Source organism: Actinoplanes sp. NPDC023714 (genome assembly GCF_040639855.1).
Lineage (GTDB): Bacteria > Actinomycetota > Actinomycetes > Mycobacteriales > Micromonosporaceae > Actinoplanes.
The window spans coordinates 246,576-272,896 of the sequence record NZ_JBFAAR010000004.1; the positions used below are offsets into that span (position 1 = coordinate 246,576).

The 26,321-nt window shown below is 71.0% G+C and carries 19 protein-coding genes and 2 pseudogenes; all 21 read left to right on the forward strand.

Annotated elements, in window-relative coordinates; all coding sequences use genetic code 11:
• On the forward strand, positions 1–2,304 hold the full coding sequence (locus tag AB0G10_RS20465) for a penicillin-binding transpeptidase domain-containing protein (RefSeq protein WP_360923668.1): 2,304 nt from the start codon (positions 1–3) through the stop codon (positions 2,302–2,304).
• Between the two features lie 57 nt (positions 2,305–2,361).
• On the forward strand, positions 2,362–3,867 hold the full coding sequence (locus tag AB0G10_RS20470; protein WP_360923671.1) for a UDP-N-acetylmuramoyl-L-alanyl-D-glutamate--2,6-diaminopimelate ligase: 1,506 nt from the start codon (positions 2,362–2,364) through the stop codon (positions 3,865–3,867).
• Entirely contained in the window at positions 3,864–5,240 is a 1,377-nt protein-coding gene (murF, locus tag AB0G10_RS20475; RefSeq protein WP_360923674.1) for a UDP-N-acetylmuramoyl-tripeptide--D-alanyl-D-alanine ligase, read from the forward strand. Before AB0G10_RS20470 ends, murF begins: the two co-directional genes overlap by 4 nt.
• Positions 5,237–6,352, forward strand: a complete 1,116-nt coding sequence (gene mraY / locus AB0G10_RS20480; RefSeq protein ID WP_360923677.1) for a phospho-N-acetylmuramoyl-pentapeptide-transferase — start codon at positions 5,237–5,239, stop codon at positions 6,350–6,352. The genes murF and mraY overlap by 4 nt, the downstream gene beginning before the upstream one ends.
• A 758-nt stretch (positions 6,353–7,110) precedes the next feature.
• Positions 7,111–8,484 (forward strand): putative peptidoglycan glycosyltransferase FtsW, encoded by a 1,374-nt coding sequence (locus tag AB0G10_RS20485; protein ID WP_360923680.1) that lies wholly within the window; start codon positions 7,111–7,113, stop codon positions 8,482–8,484.
• On the forward strand, positions 8,484–9,587 hold the full coding sequence (murG, locus tag AB0G10_RS20490; RefSeq protein WP_360923683.1) for an undecaprenyldiphospho-muramoylpentapeptide beta-N-acetylglucosaminyltransferase: 1,104 nt from the start codon (positions 8,484–8,486) through the stop codon (positions 9,585–9,587). Before AB0G10_RS20485 ends, murG begins: the two co-directional genes overlap by 1 nt.
• A 28-nt stretch (positions 9,588–9,615) precedes the next feature.
• The gene (gene murC, locus AB0G10_RS20495) at positions 9,616–11,052 is read left to right on the forward strand and encodes a UDP-N-acetylmuramate--L-alanine ligase (protein WP_360923686.1); all 1,437 of its coding nucleotides are present in this window, start codon (positions 9,616–9,618) and stop codon (positions 11,050–11,052) included.
• A 1-nt stretch (position 11,053) separates the two neighbouring features.
• Entirely contained in the window at positions 11,054–11,851 is a 798-nt protein-coding gene (locus tag AB0G10_RS20500; protein ID WP_360923689.1) for an FtsQ-type POTRA domain-containing protein, read from the forward strand.
• 278 nt (positions 11,852–12,129) lie between these two features.
• Entirely contained in the window at positions 12,130–13,248 is a 1,119-nt protein-coding gene (gene ftsZ, locus AB0G10_RS20505) for a cell division protein FtsZ (RefSeq protein WP_360923692.1), read from the forward strand.
• An 8-nt stretch (positions 13,249–13,256) separates the two neighbouring features.
• Positions 13,257–13,967 (forward strand): YggS family pyridoxal phosphate-dependent enzyme, encoded by a 711-nt coding sequence (locus tag AB0G10_RS20510; protein WP_360923695.1) that lies wholly within the window; start codon positions 13,257–13,259, stop codon positions 13,965–13,967.
• A 221-nt stretch (positions 13,968–14,188) separates the two neighbouring features.
• Positions 14,189–14,902, forward strand: coding sequence for a cell division protein SepF (gene sepF, locus AB0G10_RS20515; protein ID WP_360923698.1), 714 nt, complete (start codon positions 14,189–14,191; stop codon positions 14,900–14,902).
• 23 nt (positions 14,903–14,925) lie between these two features.
• Entirely contained in the window at positions 14,926–15,231 is a 306-nt protein-coding gene (locus AB0G10_RS20520) for a YggT family protein (protein WP_360923701.1), read from the forward strand.
• 43 nt (positions 15,232–15,274) lie between these two features.
• Complete coding sequence (locus AB0G10_RS20525; RefSeq protein ID WP_360923704.1) at positions 15,275–16,087, forward strand: DivIVA domain-containing protein; 813 nt, start codon at positions 15,275–15,277, stop codon at positions 16,085–16,087.
• Between the two features lie 810 nt (positions 16,088–16,897).
• Positions 16,898–17,134 (forward strand): annotated as a pseudogene (locus AB0G10_RS20530) (hypothetical protein); the annotation flags it as partial.
• A 133-nt stretch (positions 17,135–17,267) separates the two neighbouring features.
• Positions 17,268–17,540: pseudogene (locus tag AB0G10_RS20535) on the forward strand (DUF167 domain-containing protein); the annotation flags it as partial.
• Between the two features lie 223 nt (positions 17,541–17,763).
• The gene (locus AB0G10_RS20540; RefSeq protein ID WP_360923707.1) at positions 17,764–18,177 is read left to right on the forward strand and encodes a TraR/DksA family transcriptional regulator; all 414 of its coding nucleotides are present in this window, start codon (positions 17,764–17,766) and stop codon (positions 18,175–18,177) included.
• 20 nt (positions 18,178–18,197) lie between these two features.
• Positions 18,198–18,737 carry a signal peptidase II gene (gene lspA / locus AB0G10_RS20545; protein ID WP_360923710.1) on the forward strand — a complete coding sequence of 180 codons (540 nt, stop codon included), beginning with the start codon at positions 18,198–18,200 and terminating at the stop codon, positions 18,735–18,737.
• Positions 18,734–19,663 (forward strand): RluA family pseudouridine synthase, encoded by a 930-nt coding sequence (locus AB0G10_RS20550; protein ID WP_360923713.1) that lies wholly within the window; start codon positions 18,734–18,736, stop codon positions 19,661–19,663. The genes lspA and AB0G10_RS20550 overlap by 4 nt, the downstream gene beginning before the upstream one ends.
• Before the next feature lie 85 nt (positions 19,664–19,748).
• Entirely contained in the window at positions 19,749–20,717 is a 969-nt protein-coding gene (locus AB0G10_RS20555; RefSeq protein WP_360923716.1) for a hypothetical protein, read from the forward strand.
• Positions 20,718–20,935: 218 nt separating this feature from the next.
• On the forward strand, positions 20,936–22,732 hold the full coding sequence (locus AB0G10_RS20560) for an AAA family ATPase (RefSeq protein WP_360923719.1): 1,797 nt from the start codon (positions 20,936–20,938) through the stop codon (positions 22,730–22,732).
• Positions 22,733–22,765: 33 nt separating this feature from the next.
• Positions 22,766–26,299, forward strand: a complete 3,534-nt coding sequence (gene dnaE / locus AB0G10_RS20565) for a DNA polymerase III subunit alpha (protein WP_360923722.1) — start codon at positions 22,766–22,768, stop codon at positions 26,297–26,299.
• Positions 26,300–26,321: the final 22 nt, after the last annotated feature.

Below are 26,321 nucleotides of genomic sequence, written 5' to 3' on the forward strand. Positions count from 1 at the left end.
ATGTCGCCGCGAGACGACGAGACACCGCGCCGGGGTACTCAGCCCCGGCGCGGTTCGTCACGTGACCTCCCCGCCGAGGAGCCCGAGGAGAACCCGGGGCGCCGGGGCCGTTCCAGCATCGGCGACGCCCGGGCCTACACGCCCCGCGGCCGGACCGTGGCCGAGCGGGGGCGGTTGCCGCGTTCCGGCCGCACCTCCGACCCGTTCCGGCCGGCCCTGCAGGTCCTGGACGGCGGCGAGACCCCGCCACGGGCCCGCGGGCGGGGCCGGGAGCAGGCCGAGAAGGACGAGGCGGCGACTCCGGCGACTCCGGCCCGCCGGCCCGAGAAGGACCGGGAACGGGCCGCTCCCCGGGCGAAGGAGAAGGAACGGGCCACCCCCCGGGTGAAGGAGAAGGAGACCCGCGGCCGCGAGAGCGGTGCGATCCCTCGTACCCGGCAGGATCGTGCCGACCGCGAGCGGGAGGCCGGACGCTCGGCCGGACCACGACGCAGGCCGCCCGCGAGGCCCGAGCGCATGCGCACCGAGAAGCGGGTGCCGGCCGAACCGCCGAAGCTCGCCAACAGCACGCGGCGGCTGCGGCTCGGGACCGTCCTGGCGCTCTCCCTGTTCGTGACGATCGGGGTACGCCTCGTCGTGCTCCAGGTCGCCACCTCCCCGGACGAGGCCGAGAGCCTGCTCGCGCTCCGCGAACGCCGGCTCTCCACGGTGGAGCTCCCGGCGCCGCGCGGCAGCATCCTGGACAGCTCCGGCGCGGTCCTGGCGCACAGCGTCGAGGCGCGGTACGTCTACGCCGACCCGGAGAACGCCGGGCTCCAGAAGGACGTCCCCGGCATCGCGGCCAAGCTGGCGCCGCTGCTCCGCGTCCCGGCCTCCGAGCTGATCGCGAGCATGCAGCGCAAGCAGTCGCTGGGACGGTGGCTGAAGTTCCGCTACCTGGCCCGCGGCATCGACGTGGCGGTCGCCGACAAGATCGACGACATGAGTCTGCCCGGCATCTACACGCACAGCGACGAGCGGCGTGACGTGCCCGGCAAGGACCTCGCGGCCAACCTGATCGGCTTCACCGGCGACGACCACCACGGGCTCGAAGGGCTCGAGGCCCGCTACGACGAGCTGCTGCAGGGCACCGACGGCAAGCGCGTCTTCGAGGTCGGCAAGGGCAGCCTCGGCGCGCCCATCCCGGGTGGGTACGAGCAGTACACCGCCGCGAAGCCGGGCAACTCGCTGCAGCTCACCATCGACCGCGACGTGCAGTACGAAGTGCAGCGCATCCTCGACGCCGAGGCGGAGAAGAGGAAGGCCACCGTGGCCGGCGCCGTGGTCCTCGACGCGCGCACCGGCGAGGTGCTGGCCCAGGCCAGCTACCCGGCCTACAACGCGGCGAAGCCGGAGGACTCCGAGTCGCAGGACCGGGCCGACGTGCCGAGCAGCGTGGTCACCGACCCGGGCTCCAGCCACAAGGCGTTCATCTTCGGCGCGGCCCTGCAGGAGGGCATCATCACGCCCGACTCGACCCTGAAGATCGGGCCGGGGATCGAGCGGGGCGGCTACCCGTTCCGGGACACCCATCCGCAGGACCCCGGCACCGAGATGACCATGCCGGGCCTGCTCGCGTACTCCTCGAACGTCGGCACCATCCTGATCGCCGAGAAGCTCGGCAAGGAGAAGGTGTACGAGTACCAGAAGCTGTTCGGGCTGGGCCGGGCGACCGGTGAGGGCGTCCTCGGCGAGGCGGACGGCCAGCTTCTCGAGCCCAGCCAGTGGAGTGGTTCGGCGTACGGGTCGGTGCCGATCGGGCACAGCGTCTCGGCCACCCTCATCCAGATGGCGGCGGCGTACGGCGCGATCGCGAACGACGGCGTCTACATCCAGCCCCAGCTGATCAAGGCGACCATCTCCGGCGCGGACGGCAAGGTCACCCCGGCCGCCGAGCCGAAGACGCACAAGGTGCTCGACCCGGGCGTCGCCGCGCAGCTGAGGACCATGATGGAGGCCGTGGTCGACGCGAAGGGCGGCACCGGTGGCGCCGCGGCGGTGCCCGGATACCGGGTGGCCGGCAAGACCGGCACCGGCAAGATGCTCACCGACGGGCAGTACACCAGCCACAACGCCAGCTCGTTCATCGGCATGGCGCCCGCCGAGGACCCGCGGTACGTCATCGCCGTCTCGATGGACGTGGCGACCGGCGGTGGCGGCGACGTGGCCGCGCCGGCCTTCAGCGAGATGATGTCGAACACGTTGCTCCGCTACCGTGTGCCACCGTCCAGTACGAAGCCGCCGACTTTCAAGATCCATCCATGAACCCCGGCCGCATGGCGTTGACGAGAACCGGTGCGGCACGGGGTAGGGTCTGACGCCGTGTCCGGCATTCCCCGACCCGTGAACGTCACGCCGTACCCGTTGAGCAGGCTCGCCGCGTTGCTCAGCGTGGAAGCGGCGGGCGGTGACATTGATGTCACTGGGGTCACTCACAGTAGCGGGGCCGTGCGCCCCGGCGATTTGTACGCGGCTCTCCCCGGAGCGAACCGGCACGGGGCGGAGTTCATAGCCTCGGCCCGTTCCTCGGGAGCGGTGGCCGTGCTGACCGATAGGGCGGGCCTGCCGCTCGCCGCGGAGGCCGGGCTGCCCGCGCTCGTCGTGGACGACCCGCGGGCGGTCCTCGGCGCCGTCGCGTCGGCGATCTACGGTGATCCGTCGCGGCGGCTCACGATGATCGGCATCACCGGCACTGCCGGGAAGACGTCGACGTCGTACCTCGTCGAGGCCGGGCTGCGGGCCGCCGGTCTGGTCACCGGGCTGGTCGGAACCGTGGAGACGCGGCTCGGGGACTTCGTGGTCAAGTCGGTGCGGACCACGCCGGAGGCGACCGACCTCCAGGCGATCCTCGCGGCCGGCCTCGAGCGCGGGGTCTCGGCAGTCGTCATGGAGGTGTCCAGCCACGCCCTCGTGATGGGGCGAGCCGACGGGATCGCGTTCGCGGCGGCCGGGTACACCAACTTCGGCCAGGACCACCTCGACTTCCACGCCTCCTCGGAAGAGTATTTCTCCGCGAAGGCCCGGCTCTTCGACGGTAGGTCGGCAGTCGAAGTGCTGAACTACGATGACTCGGAAGTTATGCGCTTAAAGCATGACAAATCGGTCACGTATTCCGCTTCCGGGAATGTCGCGGCGGACTGGTGGGCCGGCGATGTCCGTGTCTCCGACTTCGGGCAGACCTTCACCGCGCACGGGCCGGGCGGCCTCACCGTGGAGACCGGCGTCGCCCTCCCCGGCCTGCACAACGTGGCGAACGCCCTGCTCGCCCTCGCCCTGCTGGCCGGCGCCGGGGTCGACCCGGCCACCGCCGGCCGCGGGATCAAGGAGTGCAAGGGGGTGCCCGGCCGCCTCGAGCAGGTCGACGCCCCCGGCGAGATCCTCGGCGTCGTCGACTACGCCCACAAGCCGAACGCGATCGTCGCGGCCCTCGCGGCCCTGCGCGAGCTCGCCACCGGCCGGGGCGGTCGGCTCATCTGCGTGATCGGCGCGGGCGGCGACCGGGACAAGGGCAAGCGGCCGCTCATGGGCGACGCCGCGGCCCACGGCGCCGATCTCGTGATCGTGACCGACGACAACCCGCGCACCGAGGACCCGGCCGTGATCAGGGCCGCGGTCCGGGACGGCGCGGAGTCCGCCCACGCCGCCTCGAAGATCATCGAGGTGGGCGGCCGGCGTGCCGCGATCGACGAGGCGGTCCGGCTCGCGGCGGCCGGCGACGTGATCGCGGTGCTCGGCAAGGGCAACGAGCAGGGCCAGGAGGTGAACGGCGAGGTGCTGCCGTTCGACGACCGTATCGAGCTGGCCGCGGCGCTGGGAGGCCGGAGATGATCCCGATGACCCTGGCGGCCATCGCCGCCGTGACCGGCGGCCGGGTGGTCAACGCCGCCGAGGATGTCACGGTGACCGGCGGCGTCGAGTACGACTCCCGCAAGGTCCCGGCCGGTGGCCTCTTCGTCGCCTTCGAGGGGGAGAAGGCCGACGGGCACGACTACGCTCCCGCGGTGATCGAGGCGGGGGCGGCCGGGGTCCTCGGGACCAAGGACGTCGGCGTGCCGTCGGTCATCGTCGAGGATCAGCTCGCGGCGCTGGCGGCTTTGGCACGCCATGTCACGAAAAATCTGGACAAGTTGACGATTGTGGGGCTGACCGGCTCGTCCGGGAAGACGACCACGAAGGACTACATCGGCCAGCTGCTGGCACGGCTCGGCCCGACCGTCGCCCCGGCCGGCTCGCTCAACAACGAGCTGGGCTTCCCGTACACGGTCCTGCAGGCCACCGCGGAGACCCGCTTCCTGGTGCTGGAGATGGGCGCCCGCGGTATCGGTCACATCCGCTACCTGACCGAGATCGCCCAGCCGAGGATCGGCGTCGTGCTGAACGTCGGCGCCGCGCACATCGGCGAGTTCGGCTCGGTCGAGGGGACCGCCCTCGCCAAGGGGGAGCTGGTCGAGGCCCTGCCGGCGGACGGGGTGGCGATCCTGAACGCGGACGACCCCCTGGTGTCCGGCATGGCGGCGCGGACCTCGGCGAAGGTGATCCTCACCGGGGAGGCCGGCGCCGGCGTGCGGGCGAGCGAGGTGTCGCTCGACGATGCGGGCCGGGCAACGTACACAATGAAATTCAACGAAAAATCGGGACTTGTCCGGTTGGCCGTGGCCGGTCGTCATCAAGTGGCGAACACCCTGGCCGCCGCCGCCGTGGCCCTGAGCGCCGGCATGGACTTCGACGAGCTGGTCGAGGCGCTCGGCGAGGTGGGCATCGTGTCCGGCCGCCGGATGGACGTCTTCGACCGGGAGGACGGCGTGCGGGTCATCGACGACTCCTACAACGCCAACCCCTCCTCGACGTCCGCGGCCCTCCGTGCCCTGGCGGCGATGGGCCGGGACCGCCGGACCACCGCGGTCCTCGGCTACATGGCCGAGTTGGGCGAATACGAAATTTCCGGACATCGGGACGTCGGCCGGCTCGCCGCCGAGCTGGGCGTCGACCGCCTGATCGCCGTCGGCGAGAACACCCGCCCCATCCTGGACGGTGCCTCCGCGATGGCGGAGAAGCACCTCGCCGCCGACCAGGCCGAGGCCATCGCCATCCTGAAGAATGACCTGCGCGCCGACGACGTCGTGCTGGTCAAGGGTTCCCGGTACCGCACGTGGGACGTCGCCGACTGGCTGCGGCATCCCGAGGAGGTTCAGCCCAAGTGAGGGCAGTCATCGTCGCGGCCGCGGTCGCCTTTCTCATCTCGCTGTTCGGCACCCCGATCGCGATCCGGGTCTTCTCGGCGCTCAAGGCCGGGCAGCCGATCCGCACCATCGGCCCGCAGACCCACCTGGGCAAGCGGGGCACCCCCACGATGGGCGGCGTGGCGTTCATCCTGGCCACGGTCTTCGCGTACGTGGCCGGCCACCTGGCGCTGACCACCCTGCCGGACCGGCAGATCGCCCAGGAGAAGCCGACCATGACGGCGCTGGTCCTGCTCGGGATCTTCGTCTTCTGCGGCGCGGTCGGCTTCCTCGACGACTTCCTGAAGGTCCGCAAGAAGAACTCGGACGGCCTCAGCGCCAAGGGCAAACTCCTCGGCCAGCTGCTCATCGGCACGGCGTTCGGCCTGGTGGCGCTGAACTTCCCGAGCACCAACGGGCAGACCGTGGCGAGCGAGAAGATCTCCTTCATCCGCGACGTGAGCTGGCTCGACGTCGGCAAGGTCGGCTCGGTCATGGTCTTCGTCTTCGTCATCATGGCGATGTCGAACGGCGTGAACCTCACCGACGGCCTCGACGGCCTCGCCACCGGCGCGTCGATCCTGGTGCTCGGCGCGTACTCGCTGATCGGCTTCTGGCAGTACCGGCACTGGTGCGGCGACGACGACTACCGCCTCACCAGCGAGCTCACCCAGCAGCACTGCTATCAGGTACGAGATCCGCTCGAGATCGCGATGATCGCGGCAGCCGCGGCGGCGGCCTGCGTCGGCTTCCTCTGGTGGAACACCAACCCGGCCCGCATCTTCATGGGCGACACCGGAGCCCTCGCCCTCGGCGGCCTGATCGGCGGCCTCGCCGTCGCCACCCGCACGACCCTGCTCTCGGTCATCATCGGCGGCCTCTTCGTCATCATCACGATGTCCGTCGTCATCCAGATCATCTCCTTCAAGACGACCGGCAAGCGCGTCTTCCGCATGTCCCCCCTCCAGCACCACTTCGAGCTGGCGGGCTGGTCCGAGGTCAACATCGTGGTCCGCTTCTGGATCATCGCGGGCATCTGCGCGGCGATCGGCCTGGGCCTCTTCTACAGCGATCACCTGGCGGTCATGGGCTGAGCTCGCTGCGGCCGGTCACCCCCTTCATCCGTACGAGGTGACCGGCCGCCCCCAGCCGCACCAGCGCCGTCCCGTGGCGCACCACACCTGCGGCCACCTCCGCCCGGCGCGTCCCGCCGCCGGCCCCGGCGTCCCCTCACCCTCCACCCACCCTCCACGCGGTTCCGGAAGGTCGCCCACAGCCGGCCGCCCAAGCCCGCCCTCTCTCGGCGCCCGTTTCGTCGCCCTCCGGTGCAGCCGGGCCGCGCCGGCTCGGCTGCACGCCACGGCTCGGTGCGCGCCCGATTTGCCGCTCTCCTGTGCAGCCGGGCCGCAGTGGCTGTACGCCATGGCTGCCTTCACGCCGGTTTTGTCGCCTTCCTGTGCAGCCAGGTTGTGGCGGCTGTACGCCATGGCTGCCTTCACGCCCGATTTGTCGCTCTGCTGTGCAGCCAGGCTGGGGTGGCTGTACGTCATGGCTCTTCTTGCGCCCGATTTGTCGCTCTTCTGTGCAGCTGGGTGGCGGTCGGTGACGGCCTAGGAGGTGGGGCGTTCGGCGGGGGTGGACGGGACGGCGGGAGGGTGAGGGACGCCGGGGCCGGCGGCGGGTCGCGCCGGGCGGAGGTGGCCGCAGGTGTGGTGCGCCACGGGACGGTGGTGGTGCGGGTGGGGACGGGGTAGGTCGTACCCGAAAAATGGGTTTGGCAGTGAGCGGGAACAAGCGCGACACGCCGTGGTGTGACGCCTGTGGAAGGTGGACATCCGACGATGATGGGGATATGGCGGACGACCGTAACCAGAAGGCCCGCCCGTCGCTGAGCCGGCAGCTGCTGCCCGCGGTGCACGGGCTGCTGGCCCGCCCCCTCTCGTCCTACTACCTGCTGATCGCCAGTTCCGGGTTGCTGCTGCTCATCGGGCTCACCATGGTGTTCTCGGCGACCAGCGTGGAGGCGTACGCGAAGAACGGGAACGCGTTCTCGGAGATCTCCAGTCAGGCGGTCTTCGCCCTGCTCGGGCTGGTGGCGTTCTGGATCTGCCAGCGGCTTCCCGCGCAGACGCTGCGGACGCTCGGGAAATACGTCATCGGTCTCGCGATCCTGCTGCTGACGCTCCTGGCGGTGCTGCACGCGCTCAAGTCGGCCGGGATCGCGAAGAGCGGCCTGGGTCCGATCAAGTCCGACCTGAACTGGCTGTACATCGGCCCGGTCAGCATGCAGCCGGGTGAGTTCGCCAAGGTCGGCATGGTGCTCTGGGGCGCCGACGTGATCGCGCGCAAGGGGCCGAAGCTGGGGCACTGGCGGGAGCTGGCGATGCCGCTCTTCCCGGTGATCGGCCTGCTGTTCGTGCTGGTCGGCTACAACGACCTCGGCACCATGCTGGTGCTGCTCTCCCTCATCGTCGGTCTGCTCTGGGCGGCCGGGGTGCGGATGAAGTTCTTCGCGGCCCTCGGCGTGCTCGGGCTCGCCGGTGTCGGCCTGCTGATCGCGGCGGCGTCGCGCGGCGCCGGGTCCGGTGCGGCCGGGGAGCCCAACTACCGGCTGGAGCGGCTCACCAGCTTCCTCACGCCGCTCAGCGAGTGTGACATCGACAAGGCCTGCTACCAGATCATCCAGGGCCGGTCGGCGATCTTCGAGGGCGGCTGGTTCGGCGTCGGGCTCGGCAAGGGCGCGCTCAAGTGGGGCTGGGTGCCCGAGGCCGAGAACGACTTCATCTTCTCGATCGTGGCGGAGGAGCTCGGCGTCGTCGGGTGCGCCGTGGTGCTGGCGCTGCTGTCGGTGCTGGCGTACACCGGCTTCCGGATCGCCCGGCGGTCGCAGGACCCGTTCCGCCGGCTCGCCGCCTCCGCGATCACCACGTGGCTGGTCGCTCAGGCCGTGATCAACATGGGTGGGGTGGTCGGGCTGCTGCCGATCACCGGCCTTCCGCTACCGTTCATCTCCGCAGGTGGTAGCGCTCTGGTGGTGACTCTCGCGGCGATCGGCATGCTGGCGTCGTTCGCCCGGGCGGAACCGGATGCCGCGCGAGCGCTGAACGCCCGTCCGACCCCGAGATGGGTACGACTACTGTGGGCCCCGCTGCCGCCGCTACCCCCGGCGCCGCGGCGGCCGACGCAGAAGAAACCCGTTGGAGTGGGGGACGAGAGGAGACGGTGATGAGCCAGCTGCGGTCGGTCGTGCTCGCCGGAGGAGGCACCGGTGGTCACATCTACCCGCTGCTCGCCTTCGCCGACGCTCTGCGGCGCCACTTCCCGAACATCCGGATCACGACGCTGGGCAGCCCGAAGGGCATGGAGAACCAGCTGATCCCGGCGGCCGGGTACGACCTGCGCGTGATCCCGGCGTTCCAGCTGCCCCGGGCGCTGAACCTGGACCTGCTGCGCACGCCGGATCGGATGTACAAGTCGGCGCACGCGGCCGGCGAGATCATCGACGAGGTGCAGGCCGAGGTCGTCGTCGGTTTCGGTGGCTACGTGTCGGTGCCGGCCTACCTCGCGGCCTGGCGCCGTGAGCTGCCCATCGTGATCCACGAGGTGAACGTGCCGCCGGGTGTCGCGAACCGGATGGGCATGAAGTTCACGAAGCGGGTGGCGGTCGGCTTCCCGCACCAGCTGGAGCAGGCCGAGTCGCTGCGCAACGCCCGGCTCGTCGGCGTGCCGCTGCGCACCGGGATCACCCACATGGACCGGCCGGCGCTGCGCCCGCAGGCCCTCTACCACTTCGGGCTCCGCCCCGACCTGCCGGTGCTCTTCGTCTCCGGCGGCTCGTCCGGCGCCCGGACCATCAACCTGGCGGTCGCGGCCGCCGCGAAGCGCCTCGCCCACGCCGGCATCCAGGTGCTGCACGTGCAGGGCGGGCGCAACGACCCGTTCGAGGTGCCGAACGACCTGCCGGTCCCGTACGTGGTGGTCCCGTATCTCTCCGAGATGGAACTCGGTTATGCGGCCGCGGACCTGATGCTCTGCCGGGGCGGCGCGATCACGGTGGCCGAGACCACGGCGCTCGGCATGCCGGCGATCTACGTGCCCTACCCGTACAGCAACCAGGAGCAGCGCCGCAACGCGCTGCCCGTGGTGGAGGCCGGTGGCGGCCTGCTCGTCGACAACAGCGAGCTGACCCCGGACTGGATCGAACGCAACATCATCCCGATCGCGCGGGACCGGCAGCGGCTCGGCGCGATGGGCGCGGCCGCGGCGCGGTACGGCCGGCGGGACGGCGACGAGGCGCTGCTGCGCTACGTCCTGGAAGCGGTGAGCTGAACGTGCTTTGCACTGAGGGAGTTGATCTGTGAACACGGCGGAGCTGACGCCGGCCGGCGAGTTGACCGCCGAGGACCTGGGCAGCGTGCATCTGATCGGGATCGGCGGGGTCGGCATGGCCGGCCTGGCCCGCCTCCTGCTGACCCGGGGTGTCCCGGTCTCCGGCAGCGAGCTGCGCGAGTGGCCCGCCCTCACCGCGCTGCGGGCCCTCGGCGGCACCGTGCACATGTCGCACGTCGCGTCGAACCTGGACGGCGTGGACACGGTCGTCTACTCGACCGCGATCCCGCACGACCACATCGAGATGGCCGAGGCCCGCCGCCGCGGCCTGCGCCTGCTGCACCGCTCCGAGGCGCTCGCCGCGGCCATGACGAACCGGCAGGGCATCGCGATCGCCGGCACCCACGGCAAGACCACCACCACCTCGATCATGACGGTGATCCTGCAGCACGCCGGCCAGGACCCGTCGTTCGTGATCGGCGGCGAGATCTCGGCGGCCGGCGCGGCCGGGCATCACGGCACCGGCCCGCACTTCGTGGTCGAGGCGGACGAGAGCGACAAGTCGTTCCTGATCTACCGGCCGCACGTCGCGATCATCACGAACATCGAGGGTGACCACCTCAACAACTGGGGCGACCTGGAGTCGCTCAAGGCCGGCTTCCTCGAGTTCGGCAAGCTCGCCGACGGCTTCGTGGTGACCTGCGCCGACGGTCCGGGCACCGAGGAGCTGATCGAGGGGCTCAAGGCCCAGGGCAAGACCGTTTACACGTACGGGGAATCGGAGCACGCGGATCTGCGGATCAGCGACGTGGTGTCCTCCACCAGCGGCGTGCGCTACCAGGCCACCCTCGAGGGCAAGCCGCTCGGCGAGGTGAAGCTGGCGCTGCCCGGCAAGCACATGGGCCTCAACAGCGCCGCCACCGTGCTGACCGCGCTGAAGCTGGGCCTGCCGCTGGACAGGGTGATCGAGGCGCTGGAGTCGTTCCCGGGGGTGCGCCGGCGCTTCGAGCGCAAGGGCATCGCCGCCGGGGTACGCGTCTACGACGAGTACGCCTACCACCCCACCTCCGTCATGGCCGCGCTGCGGACCCTGCGCGAGGTGGCCGGGGACGGCCGGCTGCTCGTGGTCTTCCAGCCGTACCGGGTCTACCGCACCCGGGACCTGCAGGCCGAGCTCGCCGAGGGCCTCGCGGTCGCCGACGAGGTGATCTGCATGGAGGTGTTCGGGCCGGGGGAGACCCGCGGGCCGGGCGAGGGCGGCCGGGCGCTGACCGCCGCGATCGACCTGCCGGACGACCGCAAGGTCTTCGTGCCGGACTGGGACGACGTGCCGGCCGAGGTGGTCCGCCGCAGCCGTCCCGGCGACGTCGTGGTGACGATGGGCGCGCCGCCGATCTCGCTCATGGGCGACGAGCTGCTGGCCGCGCTCGCCGAGGCGGACCAGCAGCCGGACCTGGCCGGATAGCGTGGCGGGCAAGCCGGGGGCGGGCAAGCCGGGAGCGGGCGGGGGCACGCGCAACTGGCGGCTGGTCCGCGCCGACACGGACGCGGTGCCGTCGTCGGCGCGGCGGTTCATGGCCCGGGCCCGGCAGCGCCGGCTGAAGGCCGCGATGCCGTGGCTGATCGGCGCCGGCGTGCTGCTGGTCGCCGGCGGCCTGGTCTGGCTCGTCTACGGCACCTCGGTGCTGGGCGTGCGCCAGGTGGAGGTGGTCGGCACCGAGCTGCTCAGCCAGGACCAGGTGCGCCGGGCCGCCGCGATCCCGGACCGGCGCCCGCTGGCCCGGGTCGACCTCGGCGCGGCCGGCGCCCGGGTGCGCGGGCTGCCCGCCGTGGACCGGGTCGTGGTGAGCCGCAGCTGGCCGTCGACGGTGGTGATCGAGGTGATCGAGCGCACCGCCGTGGCGGCCGTCCCGGCGAAGCAGGGCTTCATCCTGATCGACGACGACGGAGTGCCGTTCCGGGCCGTGAAGGAGCAGCCGTCCGGGCTGCCGCTGGCCCGGCTCTCGGCGCCCGGCCCGCTCGACACGAACACCGAGTCGGCGCTGACGGTGCTCTCCGCCCTCAGTGACGAACTCCGCAAACAGCTCGTGGCGGTGGCCGTCCCCTCGCCGGTGCAGATCCGGTTGGAGTTACGGAAGGGCCGGGTCGTCATCTGGGGCGACGAGACCAAGAGTGACGAGAAGAGCAAGGTGGCGACCGAGCTGCTCGGGCAGAAGGGCGAGGAGATCGACGTGAGCGCCCCGACAGTCGTGACAATTCGGTGATTATCCGATTAATCCGGACGAAGCCGTAGGAACGGAATATAACGTCCGAGGTTACGGGTCAGTCGGATACTCGCCACGTAAGCGGACGCGACACGCCGTCCGGGGTCTTTGGTGACGGCCGGATGTTTGCTTACGTTGCGTCGAGAGGTTCTGAGTGGTTGACATAACTCTAAACCTCTAGTAGAGGGTGAGGGTTTCCTCGCCCTCCCTTGTACGGCAGCGGATGTCGAAGTGCGCCGTCGACGTTCGTCCACCCTGGAAGGGAAGGCTGGAGACCGATGACACCTCCACACAACTACCTGGCGGTTATCAAGGTCGTCGGTATCGGCGGCGGCGGTGTTAACGCCGTGAACCGCATGATCGAGGTCGGGCTCAAGGGCGTCGAGTTCATCGCGATCAACACGGACGCCCAGGCGCTCCTGATGAGCGACGCCGACGTGAAGCTCGACGTCGGCCGCGAGCTCACCCGCGGCCTCGGCGCGGGCGCGCAGCCCGACGTCGGCAAGAACGCCGCCGAGGACCACCGCGACGAGATCGAGGAGGTGCTCAAGGGCGCCGACATGGTCTTCGTCACCTGCGGCGAGGGCGGCGGCACCGGCACCGGCGGCGCGCCCGTCGTGGCGAACATCGCCCGCAAGCTCGGCGCGCTCACCATCGGCGTGGTCACCCGCCCGTTCTCGTTCGAGGGCAAGCGGCGGCAGGTCCAGGCCGAGGCCGGCATCGACGAGCTGCGCAACCAGTGCGACACCCTGATCGTCATCCCGAACGACCGGCTGCTCGCGCTCGGCGACCGCGGCATCAGCATGATGGACGCGTTCCGCCAGGCCGACCAGGTCCTGCTCTCCGGTGTGCAGGGCATCACCGACCTGATCACCACGCCGGGTCTGATCAACCTGGACTTCGCCGACGTGAAGAGCGTCATGAGCAACGCCGGCAGCGCGCTCATGGGCATCGGCAGCGCGCGCGGCGACAACCGCGCGGTCGAGGCGGCCGAGCGGGCCATCTCCAGCCCGCTGCTGGAGCAGAGCATGGACGGCGCGCGCGGCGTGCTGCTCTCCATCGCCGGCGGCTCGGACCTCGGCCTGTTCGAGATCAACGACGCGGCCCAGCTGGTCACCGACGCGGCCCACCCGGACGCGAACATCATCTTCGGCGCCGTGATCGACGACGCCCTCGGCGACGAGGTGCGGGTCACCGTGATCGCGGCGGGCTTCGACGGGGGCACGCCCTCGTACAAGCCGGCCGAGCCGGTCCGCAAGGTCGTGCCGCAGCCCGCCAGCCCGCCGGTCTCGGCGCCGGTGAGCCCGCCGCCGGTGCAGCCGGCCGCCACTCCGCCGCCGCGCCGGGTGCTCTTCGACGACGTGGACGTGCCGGACTTCCTGAAGAACGGCTCGTAGCACTGCCGATGGAACGTGATGAACGGCGGCGGGCCGAGCTCGCCGCCAATCTCGTGCAGGTGAACGACCGGATCGCCCGCGCCTGTGAGGCGGCCGGGCGCCCGGTGGAGAGCGTCACCCTGACCGCGGTGACGAAGACCTACCCGGCGAGCGACGTCGCTCTGCTCGCCGGGCTCGGCGTCACCGACGTCGGGGAGAACAAGGACCAGGAGGCGGCGGCCAAGGCCGCCGCGCTCGCCGCGGACGGGGTACGCCTCCGCTGGCACTTCGTCGGTCAGCTGCAGCGCAACAAGGTGAAGTCGGTGGTCTCGTACGCCGACGTGGTCGAGTCGGTGAACTCGGAACGTCTGGCCGAGGCCCTGGGGCGGGCCGCCGCCGGCCGCGCGGTCCCGCTCGACGTGTTGATCCAGATCAGCATCGACGGCGACCCGGAGCGCGGCGGCGTGGTTGAAAATGATCTTTGGCGGGTATCCGACACGGTGACCTCATCGGACGGTCTCCGGCTCGCCGGCGTGATGGCGGTGGCGCCGCTGGGCTGGGATCCGGACCGCGCGTTCGAGCGACTGGCCCTGCTGGCCGGGCGCCTGAGCGAGCGGTATCCGGGCGCCACGACGGTCTCCGCGGGCATGAGCGGCGACCTCGAGGCGGCCGTCCGGCACGGGGCGACACACGTACGGATCGGTACATCTTTACTCGGGATGCGAAACTCGCTGCGGTAGCCTTGCGCCGGGCAGCAAACTACACAGGTGTTGTTTTACGCGACGGACTCACCGCCTCGGCGGCCGCCGCGTCCGACGACGCAGCGTCGCAGCGAGTCGTGGGTCCGAATCGGATCCGTGTGTTCGGCTCGTACAAGGGGGGACGCGGCACGCCGAAGGGGGCGCGCGCCGCACAGCGGACACGGAGGTGGGGGCATGGACGCTCGGCAGGGAGGGGCGGCGTGAGCGCATTGCGTAAGGCAGGCGTCTGGCTCGGCCTCGTCGAGGAGGACGACGACCGCGGGTACGACGACCGCGGCTACCGGGAGAGCTCCTACCGTGACCGCGGCCGGGAGCGCGAGCGTGAGCGCTACACCAGCGACCGCGACCGCTACGCCGACGAGTTCGCCGAGGAGGACGAGGAGGAGGAGCGCGCCGTTCCGCGGGCGCGGTCCGAGCGCAGCAGCCGCCTCGACCGGGTCTCCGCCGCGCGTGCCGACCTCGACCGGGAGGAGAGCGAGCGCCTCGATCGGGCGAGCGTGCGCTCCATCACCCGGCCGCAGCCGGCGCCGGAGCAGAGCAACGCCCTCTCGTACTCGACCCGGGAGAACCTCGCCCTGAAGCCGCAGCCGCAGGTCCAGCCCCAGGTGCAGCCGCGTCCGGTGGAGGAGGAGCAGCGTTACCAGATCACCACGCTGCACCCCACCACGTACCGGGAGGCCCGCACGATCGGAGAGCACTTCCGCGACGGCGTCCCGGTCATCATCAATCTCACCGAGATGGATGAGTCGGACGCTCGCCGGCTGGTCGACTTCGCCGCCGGGCTGGCTTTCGGTCTTCGCGGTACGATCGAGCGCGTGACCAACCGGGTTTTCCTGCTCTCACCGGCGAATGTCCAGGTCACCGCAGAGGACAAGGCCAAGATCGCTGAGGGCGGCTTCTTCACTCAGAGTTGACCCGAACGAGGGATCCGCCGAACGTGCTGTCGATCGTGTTCCAGATTCTCTATATCTTGCTGTACCTCTTCTTCATGGTGCTGCTGGCCAGGTTCGTGCTGGGTGCGGTACTCCAGTACGGACGACGGTGGCAGCCCAGCCGAGGTGCGTCCGCCGGACTCGAATCGGTGTGGAGCGTCACGGATCCGCCCCTCAAGGCGTTGAGGCGTGTGATCCCACCGCTGCGCATTGGTAACGTGAGTTTGGACCTGGCTTCCATCGTGCTGCTGGTTATCCTGTTCGTGCTCATGAACTTCGTGCTGGTTCCACTGATCAAGACATACAGCTAGACAGCAGCCCCAACCGCGGCCGCGACTGACCCGAGGAGTTTCGATGCCGCTGACCCCGGCCGACGTTCATAACGTCGCCTTCAAGAAGCCCCCGATCGGCAAGCGGGGGTATGACGAGGAGGAGGTCGACGCCTTCCTGGACGAGGTCGAGCGTGAGCTCGCCCGTCTGATCGAGGAGAACAACGAGCTGCGCGCCCAGGTGGAGCGCGGTGGCCGGGGTGGCGCGCCAGTGGCCCCGGGTGCCGACCCCCGCATGGCCGCCGAGCTCAACGACCTGAAGGCCCAGCTCGACCGCGTGCAGCGGGACAAGTCGGCCGCCGAGCAGGCCGCCCGCCAGATGCAGGCCGAGCTCGAGCAGGTCCGCGCGCAGGGCCCCGGCCCGGGCGCCGGCGCCTCCGCCGCCGACGGCGAGCAGCAGGCGCTGCGGGTGCTCATGATGGCCCAGCGCACCGCCGACGACCACGTGTCCGACGCGCGCCGCGAGGCCGACAAGCTTCTCTCCGACGCCCGTTCCAAGGCGGAGGAGGTCACCCGCGAGGCGCGGGCCAAGGCCGATGCCCTCGAGCGCGACGCCCGTCAGCGTCACCAGGAGGCCATGGGCGGCCTGGACGCGAAGCGGACCGCGCTGCAGAAGCACATCGAGGAGCTGAAGCAGTTCGAGCGGGAATACCGCACGCGGCTGAAGGCCTACCTCGAGAGCCAGCTGCGTGACCTGGACGGCCGTGGTCAGGGCCTGGAGGCCGAGCTGACCCGCGCCGACTCGGGCCGCGCGGTGGGCGGTTCCGGCGGTCTCGCCGCGGCCGGCCTCGCCGGCTCGTACGGCGGCCGTGCCAACTCCATCGAGTCGGGCCGCTGACCGAAACCCCTGGTCGAAACCGTACCGCGACGAGGATGAGCCATGATCGTTGCTAGTCTCCTGCTCATCCCCGTCGCGGTGTTGTTTCTCGCGCTCGGTTTCCTGAACGGGTCGAGCAGTCTTCTGATAGCCGCGATCGTGACGAGCCTGCTCATCGCCGTCGCGCTGGTCCTCGCGGCCCGCCAGTCGGCCGCGCGCCGGCTCGCCGAGGAGTCCGACCGGCCCCGCGACCCCGTCTGGGAGCGCCCCGGCCCGATGCCGGAGCCGCCGCTCCCCGGGGAGGACGGCCCGCGGGGTTCCTACGTCGAAGATTCTGCACCGGCGGGGACGCCGTTCGCAGCCGAATCAGGCTTCGCGGATCAGGTCGGCGCCGCAGCCCCCGCCGCCGCGGCGGCAACCCCGGAGAACGACCCCGAATGGGACGCCTGGGAGGCCCGCGAGGCGGGTGAGCGGGACGTGCGCGCAGACTATGCCGATTCCGACTCCGCACCCGATTACGACCGCGCCGCCTCCACGATCGGCGCCGCCCGCGCGCCGGAATCCGACGATCCGTCCTGGCGCCGCCCGGCCGAGGCCGACGATCCATCCTGGCGCCGCTCGGCCGAGGCCGAGGATGTTCCGGCCCCCGTTGCCGAGAGCCCGGCGGCCCAGACTCCGGTGACCGAGACCCCGGTGGCCCAGACCCCGGTGGCCCAGACCCCGATGGCCCAGACTCCGGTGACCGAGACTCCGGTGACCGAGACCGTCGCCACCGCCGCCGAGAGCCCGAACGGCGCCGACGAGTTCGGCGAGCCGGACGACGACGACCCGGACGACGAGCCCCTGCCGCAGTCGGTGCGGCCGGCCGACGCGGTCCTGGTGGCCCGGCTCGACGCCGAGGTGCTTGTGGTCGACGGGCGCCCCCGCTACCACATGGCGGACTGCCCTCACCTGGTCGGCCGGCTCACCGAGCCGCTGCCGGTGAACGAGGCGGTCGAGCTCGGCTTCAGCCCGTGCGGCCTGTGCCGGCCGGTGGACCGGCTGGTCGCCGCCGTGGCCCCGCGCTGACCAATCCATGAGACCCGGCACCGGCGGGTCCGCGCGGCCCGGCACTGATCGCTCCGCGCGGTCCGGCACTGATCGCTCCGCGCAGCCCGGCACTGATCGCTCCGCGCGGCCCGGCACCGGCCGGTCCGCGGGCAGCGTCGCGGTCCGGGTCAAGCCGGGCGCCGGGCGGGATCGGGTCGGTGGCCGCCACGACGGGCCGCACGGCCCGGCTCTGATCGTCGCGGTGAGCGCCCCGGCGGTGGACGGCCGGGCCACCGAGGCGGTCCGCCGGGCGCTCGCCAAGGCGCTGGGCGTGCGGGCCGCCGACGTCGAGCTGAAGATCGGCGCGACGAGCCGGGACAAGGTCTACGCGGTCGCGGCTCCGCCCGAGGAATGGGAGCCGCGGCTCGCCGCCCTGCTCTGCTGACTCGTGGTGATCGGTGGGTCACGTGAGGTGTATCGTCGTACATCCGACGGCCCGGCGACGGTTGTCGGGACACCTTCACCTTCCGTATCCTTGCCACCCTCATGAGTGCCCGGCTGTTTCCTGCCGCGCCATTTGTGCAGTTGAGGGAAGATCTACGGCGGCGACCCCCTGAGGGCAAGACAATCAGCTGACCGCCGCGCAGAGCGCGGCCGAGGGAGCGACGATGGCCAAGGCAACCGACGTCCGGTCCGGTTCGTCCGCCGCTGAGCGGAGCCGCTCCGCGGCGGAGACCGAGGAGATCCGGCAGGCTCTGGTCGCGCGGCTCGACGAGCTGCAGGCCGAGTACGATCAGTCGCTCAGCGAGATCACCGAGCTGCAGCGCGAGCGGTTCGCCGACTCGGCCGGGGACGACCAGGCCGACACCGGCACCAAGACGTTCGAGCGGGAGCAGGAGATCACGCTGGCCAACAACCTGCTCGAGCGGATCACACAGGTGGAACGCGCCATCGATCGGCTCGGGTCGGGCAACTACGGTTGGTGCGAGCGGTGCGGTAACCAGATCCCGGTCGAGCGGCTGGCGGCGTTCCCGTCCGCGACGCTCTGTGTCTCTTGTAAGCAGTTGGAGGAACGACGCTGAACGCCGACGAGCCGGCGACCGTGAAACCGCGGTTCGCCCCCCGCGCCGTGGCCGTGCTGGCCGCGACCGCTGTGATCGCCGTCGCGGTCGACCAGTGGGTGAAACACCTCTCCACCGAGAACCTCGAGCCGGGTGAGCCGGTCCGCATCCTCGGTGGACTGGTCTACCTGTCGCTGTTCCGCAACGGCGGGGCGGCGTTCAGCCTGGGCAGCGACTACACCTGGGTCTTCCCGCTGATCACGCTGATCGTGGTCGGCTGGATCGGCTGGATGGCGAGCCGGCTGCGGTCGGTGCCGTGGGCGATCGCGCTCGGCCTGGTCCTCGGCGGCGCGCTGGGCAACCTCGGCGACCGGCTGTTCCGGGCGCCGAGCTTCCTGCACGGCCACGTGGTCGACATGATCAGCGTGTTCGGGCCGAACGGGCAGTACTTCGCGATCTTCAACATCGCCGACAGCTGCCTGAGCGTCGGCGTCGTGCTCGCGGTCCTGCTGGAACTGACCGGGCGCCAGCGTGACGGCAGCCGGGTCAGCGTGAAGAAGAAGACGGAGGAGCCGGCATGAGCGGGCAGCGTTCCCTGCCGGTGCCGGACGGCTTGCACGGCATGCGCCTGGACCAGGCGGTGTCCCGGCTGTTCGGCCTCTCCCGCACGGCCGCGGCCGACCTCGTCGAGGCCGGCGACGCGCTGGTCGACGGCGTGGTCCGGGCCAAGTCGGAGAAGGTCAACGCCGGCTCCTGGCTGGAGGTCACCCTCCCGGCGCCGGTGAGCGCCCCGGCCGTGGTGGCCGAGCCGGTGCACGGCATGAAGATCATCTACAGCGACGACGACATCGTCGTGGTGGACAAGCCGGTCGGCGTGGCCGCCCACCCGAGCCCGGGCTGGACCGGCCCGACCGTGATCGGCGGGCTGGCCGCGATGGGCCAGAACGTGGCGACCAGCGGCGCGGCCGAGCGGCAGGGCGTGGTGCACCGGCTCGACGTCGGCACCACCGGCATCATGGTCGTCGCCAAGAGCGAGATGGCGTACACCGCCCTGAAGCGCGCTTTCAAGGAGCGCGAGGTGGAGAAGCGCTACCACGCCGTGGTCCAGGGACACATGGACCCGCTGCGCGGCACCATCGACGCGCCGATCGACAGGCACCCGACCTCGGACTGGAAGTTCGCGGTCATGTCCGGCGGCAAGCCGAGCGTGACCCACTACGACACGCTCGAGGCGTTCCGGTCGGCCAGCCTCGTGGACGTGAGGCTGGAGACCGGCCGCACCCACCAGATCCGGGTGCACTTCTCGGCGATGCGGCACCCGTGCGCCGGCGACCTCACGTACGGGGCCGACCCCACCCTCGCGGCCAGGCTGAAGCTGGACCGTCAGTGGCTGCACGCCCGCGAACTGGCTTTCCTTCACCCCCGGACGCACGATGAGGTCCGCTTCGTCAGCGACTACCCTGACGACCTGAAATACGCGCTGGACGTCCTGGAGGACGCCGGCTGACGAGTCGGGAGTTACCGTGGGCCCCGCGCACCAATGGCGGGCGGTCCTCGTCAGGTTCGGGGGCGGCTCGCTCCGGTCAGTGTTCATGGCCGGTGCGGCGGTGGCCGCCATCCTCGCCCTGATCGCGGTCCTCGCCGGGATCGATCGCGGCACGCCGGCCGGCGAGGCCACCGGCGAGGTGGTCCGGGTCGGTGTCGTCGAGGGGCAGTCGATCACCGGGTACGAGGACGCGGCCCGCCACGAGGTCGAGGCGCTCACCCTGTCCGGCGACACCTGGGCGCTCGTGACGCTGTGGGACTACGCCGCGCCGGCGAGCCTGCCCGATCTGCTGGCCGGCGCCACGGTGGCCCAGGTCTACGCGCGGGTGCCGCTGCCGGACGCCCGCACCCCGGTCACCCGGATCCCGGTCTACCGGCTGCCCGGCGACGTCACCGACGGGATGCTCGCGGCCGCGGTGACCCGGGACCGCGAGGAGGCCGAGTACCGCAGGCTCAGCGAGGCGCTGACCGGCGACGGCCGCAACGAGCAACGCCTGCGGGCCGCGTACCAGGCCGCGGCGCGGACCGCGGCGGCGGAGGCGGCCGCCTACCGGGCCGGCTGCGACTGCGTCTTCGCGGCGGTGGTGCGGGCCGCTCCGGAGGTGCTCGGGAATCTGGCCGGCGCCCCGGTGGTGCGGGTGGTCGACCCGGCGCCGGAGGTGCGCCAGCTGGACCGGACCGAGTTCCGCCCCCCACTGCCGGAAGAAGGGGAGACGGCCACGCCGGAGGAGGGGGAGACGGCCACGCCGGAGGAGGGGGAGACGGCCACGCCGGAGGAGGGCGAGACGGCCACGCCGGAGGAGACGCCCGGCCCGCTCGGGCCATCACCGGAAGTCGCCGTTGCCACCACCACACCCGCGCCTATACCGTCGTCGATCGGGGCGCCTGTGACATCCGCCTCACCCGGAAGCTCGACCCCGGCCCCGCCGATGTCCGTACTCCCCTCGGAGGGGGAGGTTGCCGTACCCTCTGCGGCGGACGTGAGTCCTGTTCGCGACGGGTCCGGCACACCCTGACGGGCGTCCGGCCGTTAGTTTTCTCGACCGCGAAACGTTCGGGCGGATGCACATGCACGACCAGCGTGCCGCTATGTGATCAAGAATGACCGGAGGATGGGCGGTCGGCCGGTGGCCCGAATAGGGTCTCGTCCGTAGCCTGTCATCGGGCGGGAACATCGCCCATCGGGTGACCATCGCCGAGGATGACAATCGGGTAGGCGCAGAAAGGACGAGCCGTGGACGGGACCGAGACCGGCTGGGGCCGGCCTGCGGAACCAGCCCCGCGCTGGCGGGCGCTGCTCGATCGGGCCCGGCATGGTGGCCGCAGCGACGAGCCGGAGGAGACTCCGCAGCACCAGGATCGGCAGCACCAGGATCGCCAGCACCAGGATCGCCAGCACCAGGATCCGCAGCAGCAGGCGCCGTGGGGCCAGCAGCCGGGTTCGCCGCAGGGCCAGCCGGGCCGGTCCGCCCCGGTGGAGCGCCGGCCGTTCAACCCCCTCGATCCCCGGGCGCAGGCCGCTCCCGAGCGCCGCTCTCCCGAGCCGCCCGCTGCCGAGCGCCCGATGCCGCAGCGGCCGATCAATCCGCTCGACCCGCGCTGGCAGGCCCGCCGTGAGCCGGAGCAGCCGTCGAGCTACTTCGATCCGGGTGCGCGGCCTGCGCCTGCGGCGCAGCAGCCGCCATCTCCGCCGCCGGCGCGCGATTTCGGTGCGGCCACTTCGGGGTACGCCGGGCAGTCCCGTGATTACCCCGCCAACGGCTACGCGGCGCCGTCCCCGGCCGGTGGCTATCCGGCGTCGCCCGCGACCGACTACCCGGCGAACGGCTTCCCGGGGTCATCCCCGGCGACCCCGGCGAACGGCTACCCGGGCTCGTCTCCGGCCGCGGCCGATCTTCCGGCGAACGGCTTCCCGGGCTCGTCTCCGGCCGCGTCAGCCAACGGCTATGCGGCCCCGCCCGCTCCTCCGGCGAACGGCTACGGCGCATCGGCCTATGCCCCGCCGGCCGCTGCCGCGGGACCCCCGGCCGCCCCGGCTCCGGCGACGGCCTATCCTCCGGCGCCGGCCGGTCCGGCGTACCCTCGCAATCCCGCCGCTCAAGGTCCGGTCGTGCCTCCCCAGGCCGCCCCGCGCATCCCCGCCGTGCAGCCGGCGCCGATCTCGCCGGCCGCCGCGCCCGCAGCCGGCGCCCGGATCGAGTGGCGGCAGACCCGGGTGGACGACGGGGTGGACCGCGCCGCCTCGGTGCTGCGGCGCAAGCTCGGCAAGCCCCGGGTGCTGGCGTTCGCCAACCCGAAGGGCGGCGTGCACAAGACCACCGCGACCGTGCTGGCCGCCGCGACCATCGGCAGCGTGCGCGGCCGGGGCGTGCTGGCCTGGGACGACAACGAGCTGCGCGGCACGCTCGGGCTGCGGGCCGGCAGCGCCCGCCACGCCCGGACGATCAAGCATCTGCTCGCCGATCTCATGCGGATCGAGAACCTGCACGGCGACACGCTGCTCCAGGAGCTCGACGCCTACCTGCGGCACGCCTCGGACGGCTCCTACGACGTGCTGGCCGGCGAGGAGAACCCGCGGTTCGCCCAGCGGCTCGACCAGGGGACCGTGCGCCGGGTGATGGACCTGCTGCGCCGCACCCACGACGTCATCTGTGTCGACACCGGCAACAACGTGGAGAGCGTCAACTGGCAGACGGTGATGCGCACCGCCGACCAGTTGGTGATCACCACGGTGCCGCGCGAGGACGCCGCGTTCACCGCCGACTGGATGCTCGACGTGCTCGAGGAGAGCGGGATGGGCGACATGGTGGCGAACGCCGTGACGTTGATCTCGTGTCCGTCGCCGGGTCACCTGCCGCTGCTGGAAGATTTCAAGAAGCACTTCGCGACGCGCACCCGCGCGGTCGCCGTGGTGCCCTACGACCCGGCGCTGGAGGTTGGTTCCTCGATCGAGTACGGGGACCTCCAGGCCGAGACGAGGCAGGCGTGGCTGCGGGCCGCGTCGACGATGCTGGAGCCCTTCGCCGAGTAGTAATCTGGGCCGTCGACTTAAAGGGGGGCTCGGGTGTCCGACTCGTTCGTGCATCTTCATGTTCACACTGAGTATTCGATGCTCGACGGGGCCGCCCGCGTCAAGGAACTCCTCGCCGAGGCGAAGCGCCTCGGCATGCCGGCCGCGGCGATCACCGACCACGGCAACATGCACGGGGCGTACGACTTCTACAAGCAGGCGACGGCCGCCGACCTGATCCCGGTGATCGGGGTCGAGGCCTACGTCGCGCCGGAGTCCCGGCTCACCAAGAGCCGGATCAAGTGGGGCCGGCCGGAGCAGAAGTCGGACGACATCTCCGGTAACGGTGCGTACACGCACATGACGATGTGGGCGCGCAACGCGGTCGGCCTGAAGAACCTGTTCCGGCTCAACTCGCGGGGCTCCATCGAGGGCCAGCTCGGCAAGTACCCGCGGATGGACTTCGACATCATCGCGGAGCACGCCGAGGGCATCATGGGCACCACCGGCTGCCCGTCCGGCGCGGTGCAGACCCGGCTCCGGCTCGGCCAGTTCGACGAGGCGCTCAAGTCCGCCGCGATGTACCAGGAAGCCCTCGGGAAGGACAACTACTTCCTCGAGATCATGGACCACGGCCTGTCGATCGAGAAGCGGGTCCGGGACGGCCTGCTGGAGATCAGCAAGAAGCTCGGCATCCCGCCGCTGGTGACGAACGACTCGCACTACGTGCACGAGGCCCAGTCCGAGGCGCACGACGTGCTGCTCTGCGTGCAGACTGGCAGCAACGTGGCCGACCCGAACCGGTTCCGCTTCGACGGCTCCGGCTACTTCGTGAAGTCGGCCGACCAGATGCGCGCCGTCGACTCCTCCGAGGCCTGGCAGGAGGGCTGCCGCAACACCCTGCTGGTGGCCGAGAAGGTGGACACCGACGGGATGTTCACGTTCAAGAACCTGATGCCGCGCTTCCCCATCCCGGACGGGTACACCGAGGAGGAGTACTTCCGGCACGTCGCGTTCGAGGGTCTGCGCCGGCGCTTCCCGGACGGCATCCCGGACACCCACGTGAAGCAGGCCGAGTACGAGCTGGGCGTCATCATCCAGATGGGCTTCCCGGCGTACTTCCTCGTGGTCGCCGACTTCATCCAGTGGGCCAAGAACAACGACATCGCGGTCGGCCCGGGCCGTGGCTCGGCGGCGGGCTCGCTGGTGGCGTACGCGATGGGCATCACCGACCTCGACCCCCTCCCGCACGGCCTGATCTTCGAGCGGTTCCTCAACCCCGAGCGCGTCTCGATGCCCGATGTCGACATCGACTTCGACGAGCGCCGGCGCGCCGAGGTGATCCGCTACGTCACCGAGAAGTGGGGCGAGGACAAGGTCGCCCAGATCGCCACGTTCGGAACGATCAAGGCGAAGGCCGCGATCAAGGACTCGGCCCGGGTGCTCGGCTACCCGTTCGCGGTCGGCGACCGGATCACCAAGGCGATGCCGCCGGACGTCATGGGCAAGGGCATCACCCTCGGCGGCATCTTCAACAAGGAGGACAAGCGCTACAACGAGGCCGGTGAGATCCGGGGGCTCTACGAGACCGACCCGGACGTCAAGAAGGTCATCGACACGGCGCGCGGCATCGAGGGTCTGATCCGGCAGACCGGCGTGCACGCCGCCGGCGTCATCATGTCCGCCGAGCCGATCATCGACCACATCCCGCTCATGCGCCGGGCCAGCGACGGCGTCATCATCACGCAGTTCGACTACCCGACCTGCGAGACGCTCGGCCTGCTGAAGATGGACTTCCTCGGCCTGCGGAACCTGACGATCCTGGACGACGCCAACAAGAACATCGAGCTGAACCACGGCGCGAAGCTCGACCTGCTGGCGCTGCCACTGGACGACCCGAAGGCCTACGAGCTGCTCGCCCGGGGCGACACGCTCGGCGTCTTCCAGCTCGACGGCGGCCCGATGCGGTCGCTGCTGCGCCTCATGAAGCCGGACAACTTCGAGGACATCTCCGCGGTCCTGGCGCTCTACCGGCCGGGTCCGATGGGCGTCGACTCGCACACCAACTACGCGCTCCGGAAGAACAAGCTCCAGGAGATCACCCCGATCCACCCGGAGCTCGAGGAGCCGCTGCGGGAGATCCTGGAGCCGACGTACGGCCTGATCGTCTACCAGGAGCAGGTGCAGCGCGCCGCGCAGATCCTCGCCGGCTACAGCCTCGGCCAGGCCGACCTGCTGCGCCGCGCCATGGGTAAGAAGAAGAAGGAGATCCTCGACAAGGAGTTCATCCCGTTCCGGGACGGCTGCCGCGAGCACGGCTACTCCGACGAGGCGATCCAGGCCGTGTGGGACGTGCTGGTCCCGTTCGCCGGCTACGCGTTCAACAAGGCGCACTCCGCCGCGTACGGCCTGGTGTCGTACTGGACGGCGTACCTGAAGGCGCACTACCCGGCGGAGTACATGGCCGGTCTGCTCACCAGCGTCGGCGACGACAAGGACAAGATGGCCGTCTACCTGGCCGAGTGCCGGCGGATGGGCATCCAGGTGCTGCCGCCGGACGTGAACCAGTCCTCCGGGCCGTTCACCCCGGTCGGGAAGAACATCCGGTTCGGCCTCGGCGCGGTCCGCAACGTCGGCGGCAACGTGGTGGAGGCGATCGCCCGCTGCCGCAAGGAGAAGGGCGACTACAACGACTTCTACGACTTCCTGTCTAAGGTGGACGCGGTCGCCTGCAACAAGCGGACCATCGAATCGCTGATCAAGGCGGGCGCGTTCGACTCGATGAAGCACAGCCGCAAGGGCCTGCTCGCGGTGCACGCCGAGGCGATCGACGCGTACGCCGACGTGAAGCGGAACGAGGCGGCCGGCCAGTTCGACCTGTTCGGCGCGTTCGGCGACACCGACTCCGGCGTCTCCTCGACGGTCGCCATGCCGGTCATCGGCGACTCCGAGTGGGACAAGCGCGACAAGCTCGCGTTCGAGCGGGAGATGCTCGGCCTCTACGTCTCCGACCACCCGCTCGCCGGCCTCGAGGTGCTGCTCCAGAACGCCGCGGACACCAGCATCGCGGCGCTCAACGAGGAGGGCTCGGTCCCGGACGGCCAGGTCGTCACGCTGGCCGGCATCCTCACCGGCGTCCAGCGGCGGATCACGAAGCAGGGCCGGGCATGGGCCTCGGCCACCCTGGAGGACCTGGCCGGCGGCGTCGAGGCGCTCTTCTTCCCGAACACCTACGAGCTGGTCGGGCAGTACATCGCCGAGGACGCCATCGTGGTGGTCAAGGGCCGGGTGGACCGGCGCGACGACACCCCGCGGATCATGGCGATGGACATGTCCATCCCGGATGTCACCAGCAACCCGGACAGCAAGCCGGTCACCCTGACCATGCCGATCACCCGGTGCACGCCGCCGCTCGTGGACGAGCTCAAGGAGATCCTGGTCAGCCACCCCGGCGACACCGAGGTGCACGTCCACCTGCAGAACGGCAGCCGGACCACGGTGATGCGGCTGGGCGGGGTGCGGGTCGCGCCGACCCCGGCGCTGCGGGCCGACCTCAAGATGATTCTCGGCCCGTCGGCCGTCGCCTGAGTTCACAGCGCAGTCTGGAAGG

What these genes read in the sequence shown, in the direction of transcription:
- ftsZ (WP_360923692.1), top strand. Translation starts at nt 12,130, where the DNA reads ATGACACCTCCACACAACTACCTGGCGGTTATCAAGGTCGTCGGTATC.
- AB0G10_RS20540 (WP_360923707.1), top strand. Translation starts at nt 17,764, where the DNA reads ATGGCCAAGGCAACCGACGTCCGGTCCGGTTCGTCCGCCGCTGAGCGG.
- AB0G10_RS20525 (WP_360923704.1), top strand. Translation starts at nt 15,275, where the DNA reads ATGCCGCTGACCCCGGCCGACGTTCATAACGTCGCCTTCAAGAAGCCC.
- murG (WP_360923683.1), top strand. Translation starts at nt 8,484, where the DNA reads ATGAGCCAGCTGCGGTCGGTCGTGCTCGCCGGAGGAGGCACCGGTGGT.
- AB0G10_RS20510 (WP_360923695.1), top strand. Translation starts at nt 13,257, where the DNA reads ATGGAACGTGATGAACGGCGGCGGGCCGAGCTCGCCGCCAATCTCGTG.
- AB0G10_RS20485 (WP_360923680.1), top strand. Translation starts at nt 7,111, where the DNA reads ATGGCGGACGACCGTAACCAGAAGGCCCGCCCGTCGCTGAGCCGGCAG.
- AB0G10_RS20465 (WP_360923668.1), top strand. Translation starts at nt 1, where the DNA reads ATGTCGCCGCGAGACGACGAGACACCGCGCCGGGGTACTCAGCCCCGG.
- murF (WP_360923674.1), top strand. Translation starts at nt 3,864, where the DNA reads ATGATCCCGATGACCCTGGCGGCCATCGCCGCCGTGACCGGCGGCCGG.
- AB0G10_RS20555 (WP_360923716.1), top strand. Translation starts at nt 19,749, where the DNA reads ATGGCCGGTGCGGCGGTGGCCGCCATCCTCGCCCTGATCGCGGTCCTC.
- AB0G10_RS20550 (WP_360923713.1), top strand. Translation starts at nt 18,734, where the DNA reads ATGAGCGGGCAGCGTTCCCTGCCGGTGCCGGACGGCTTGCACGGCATG.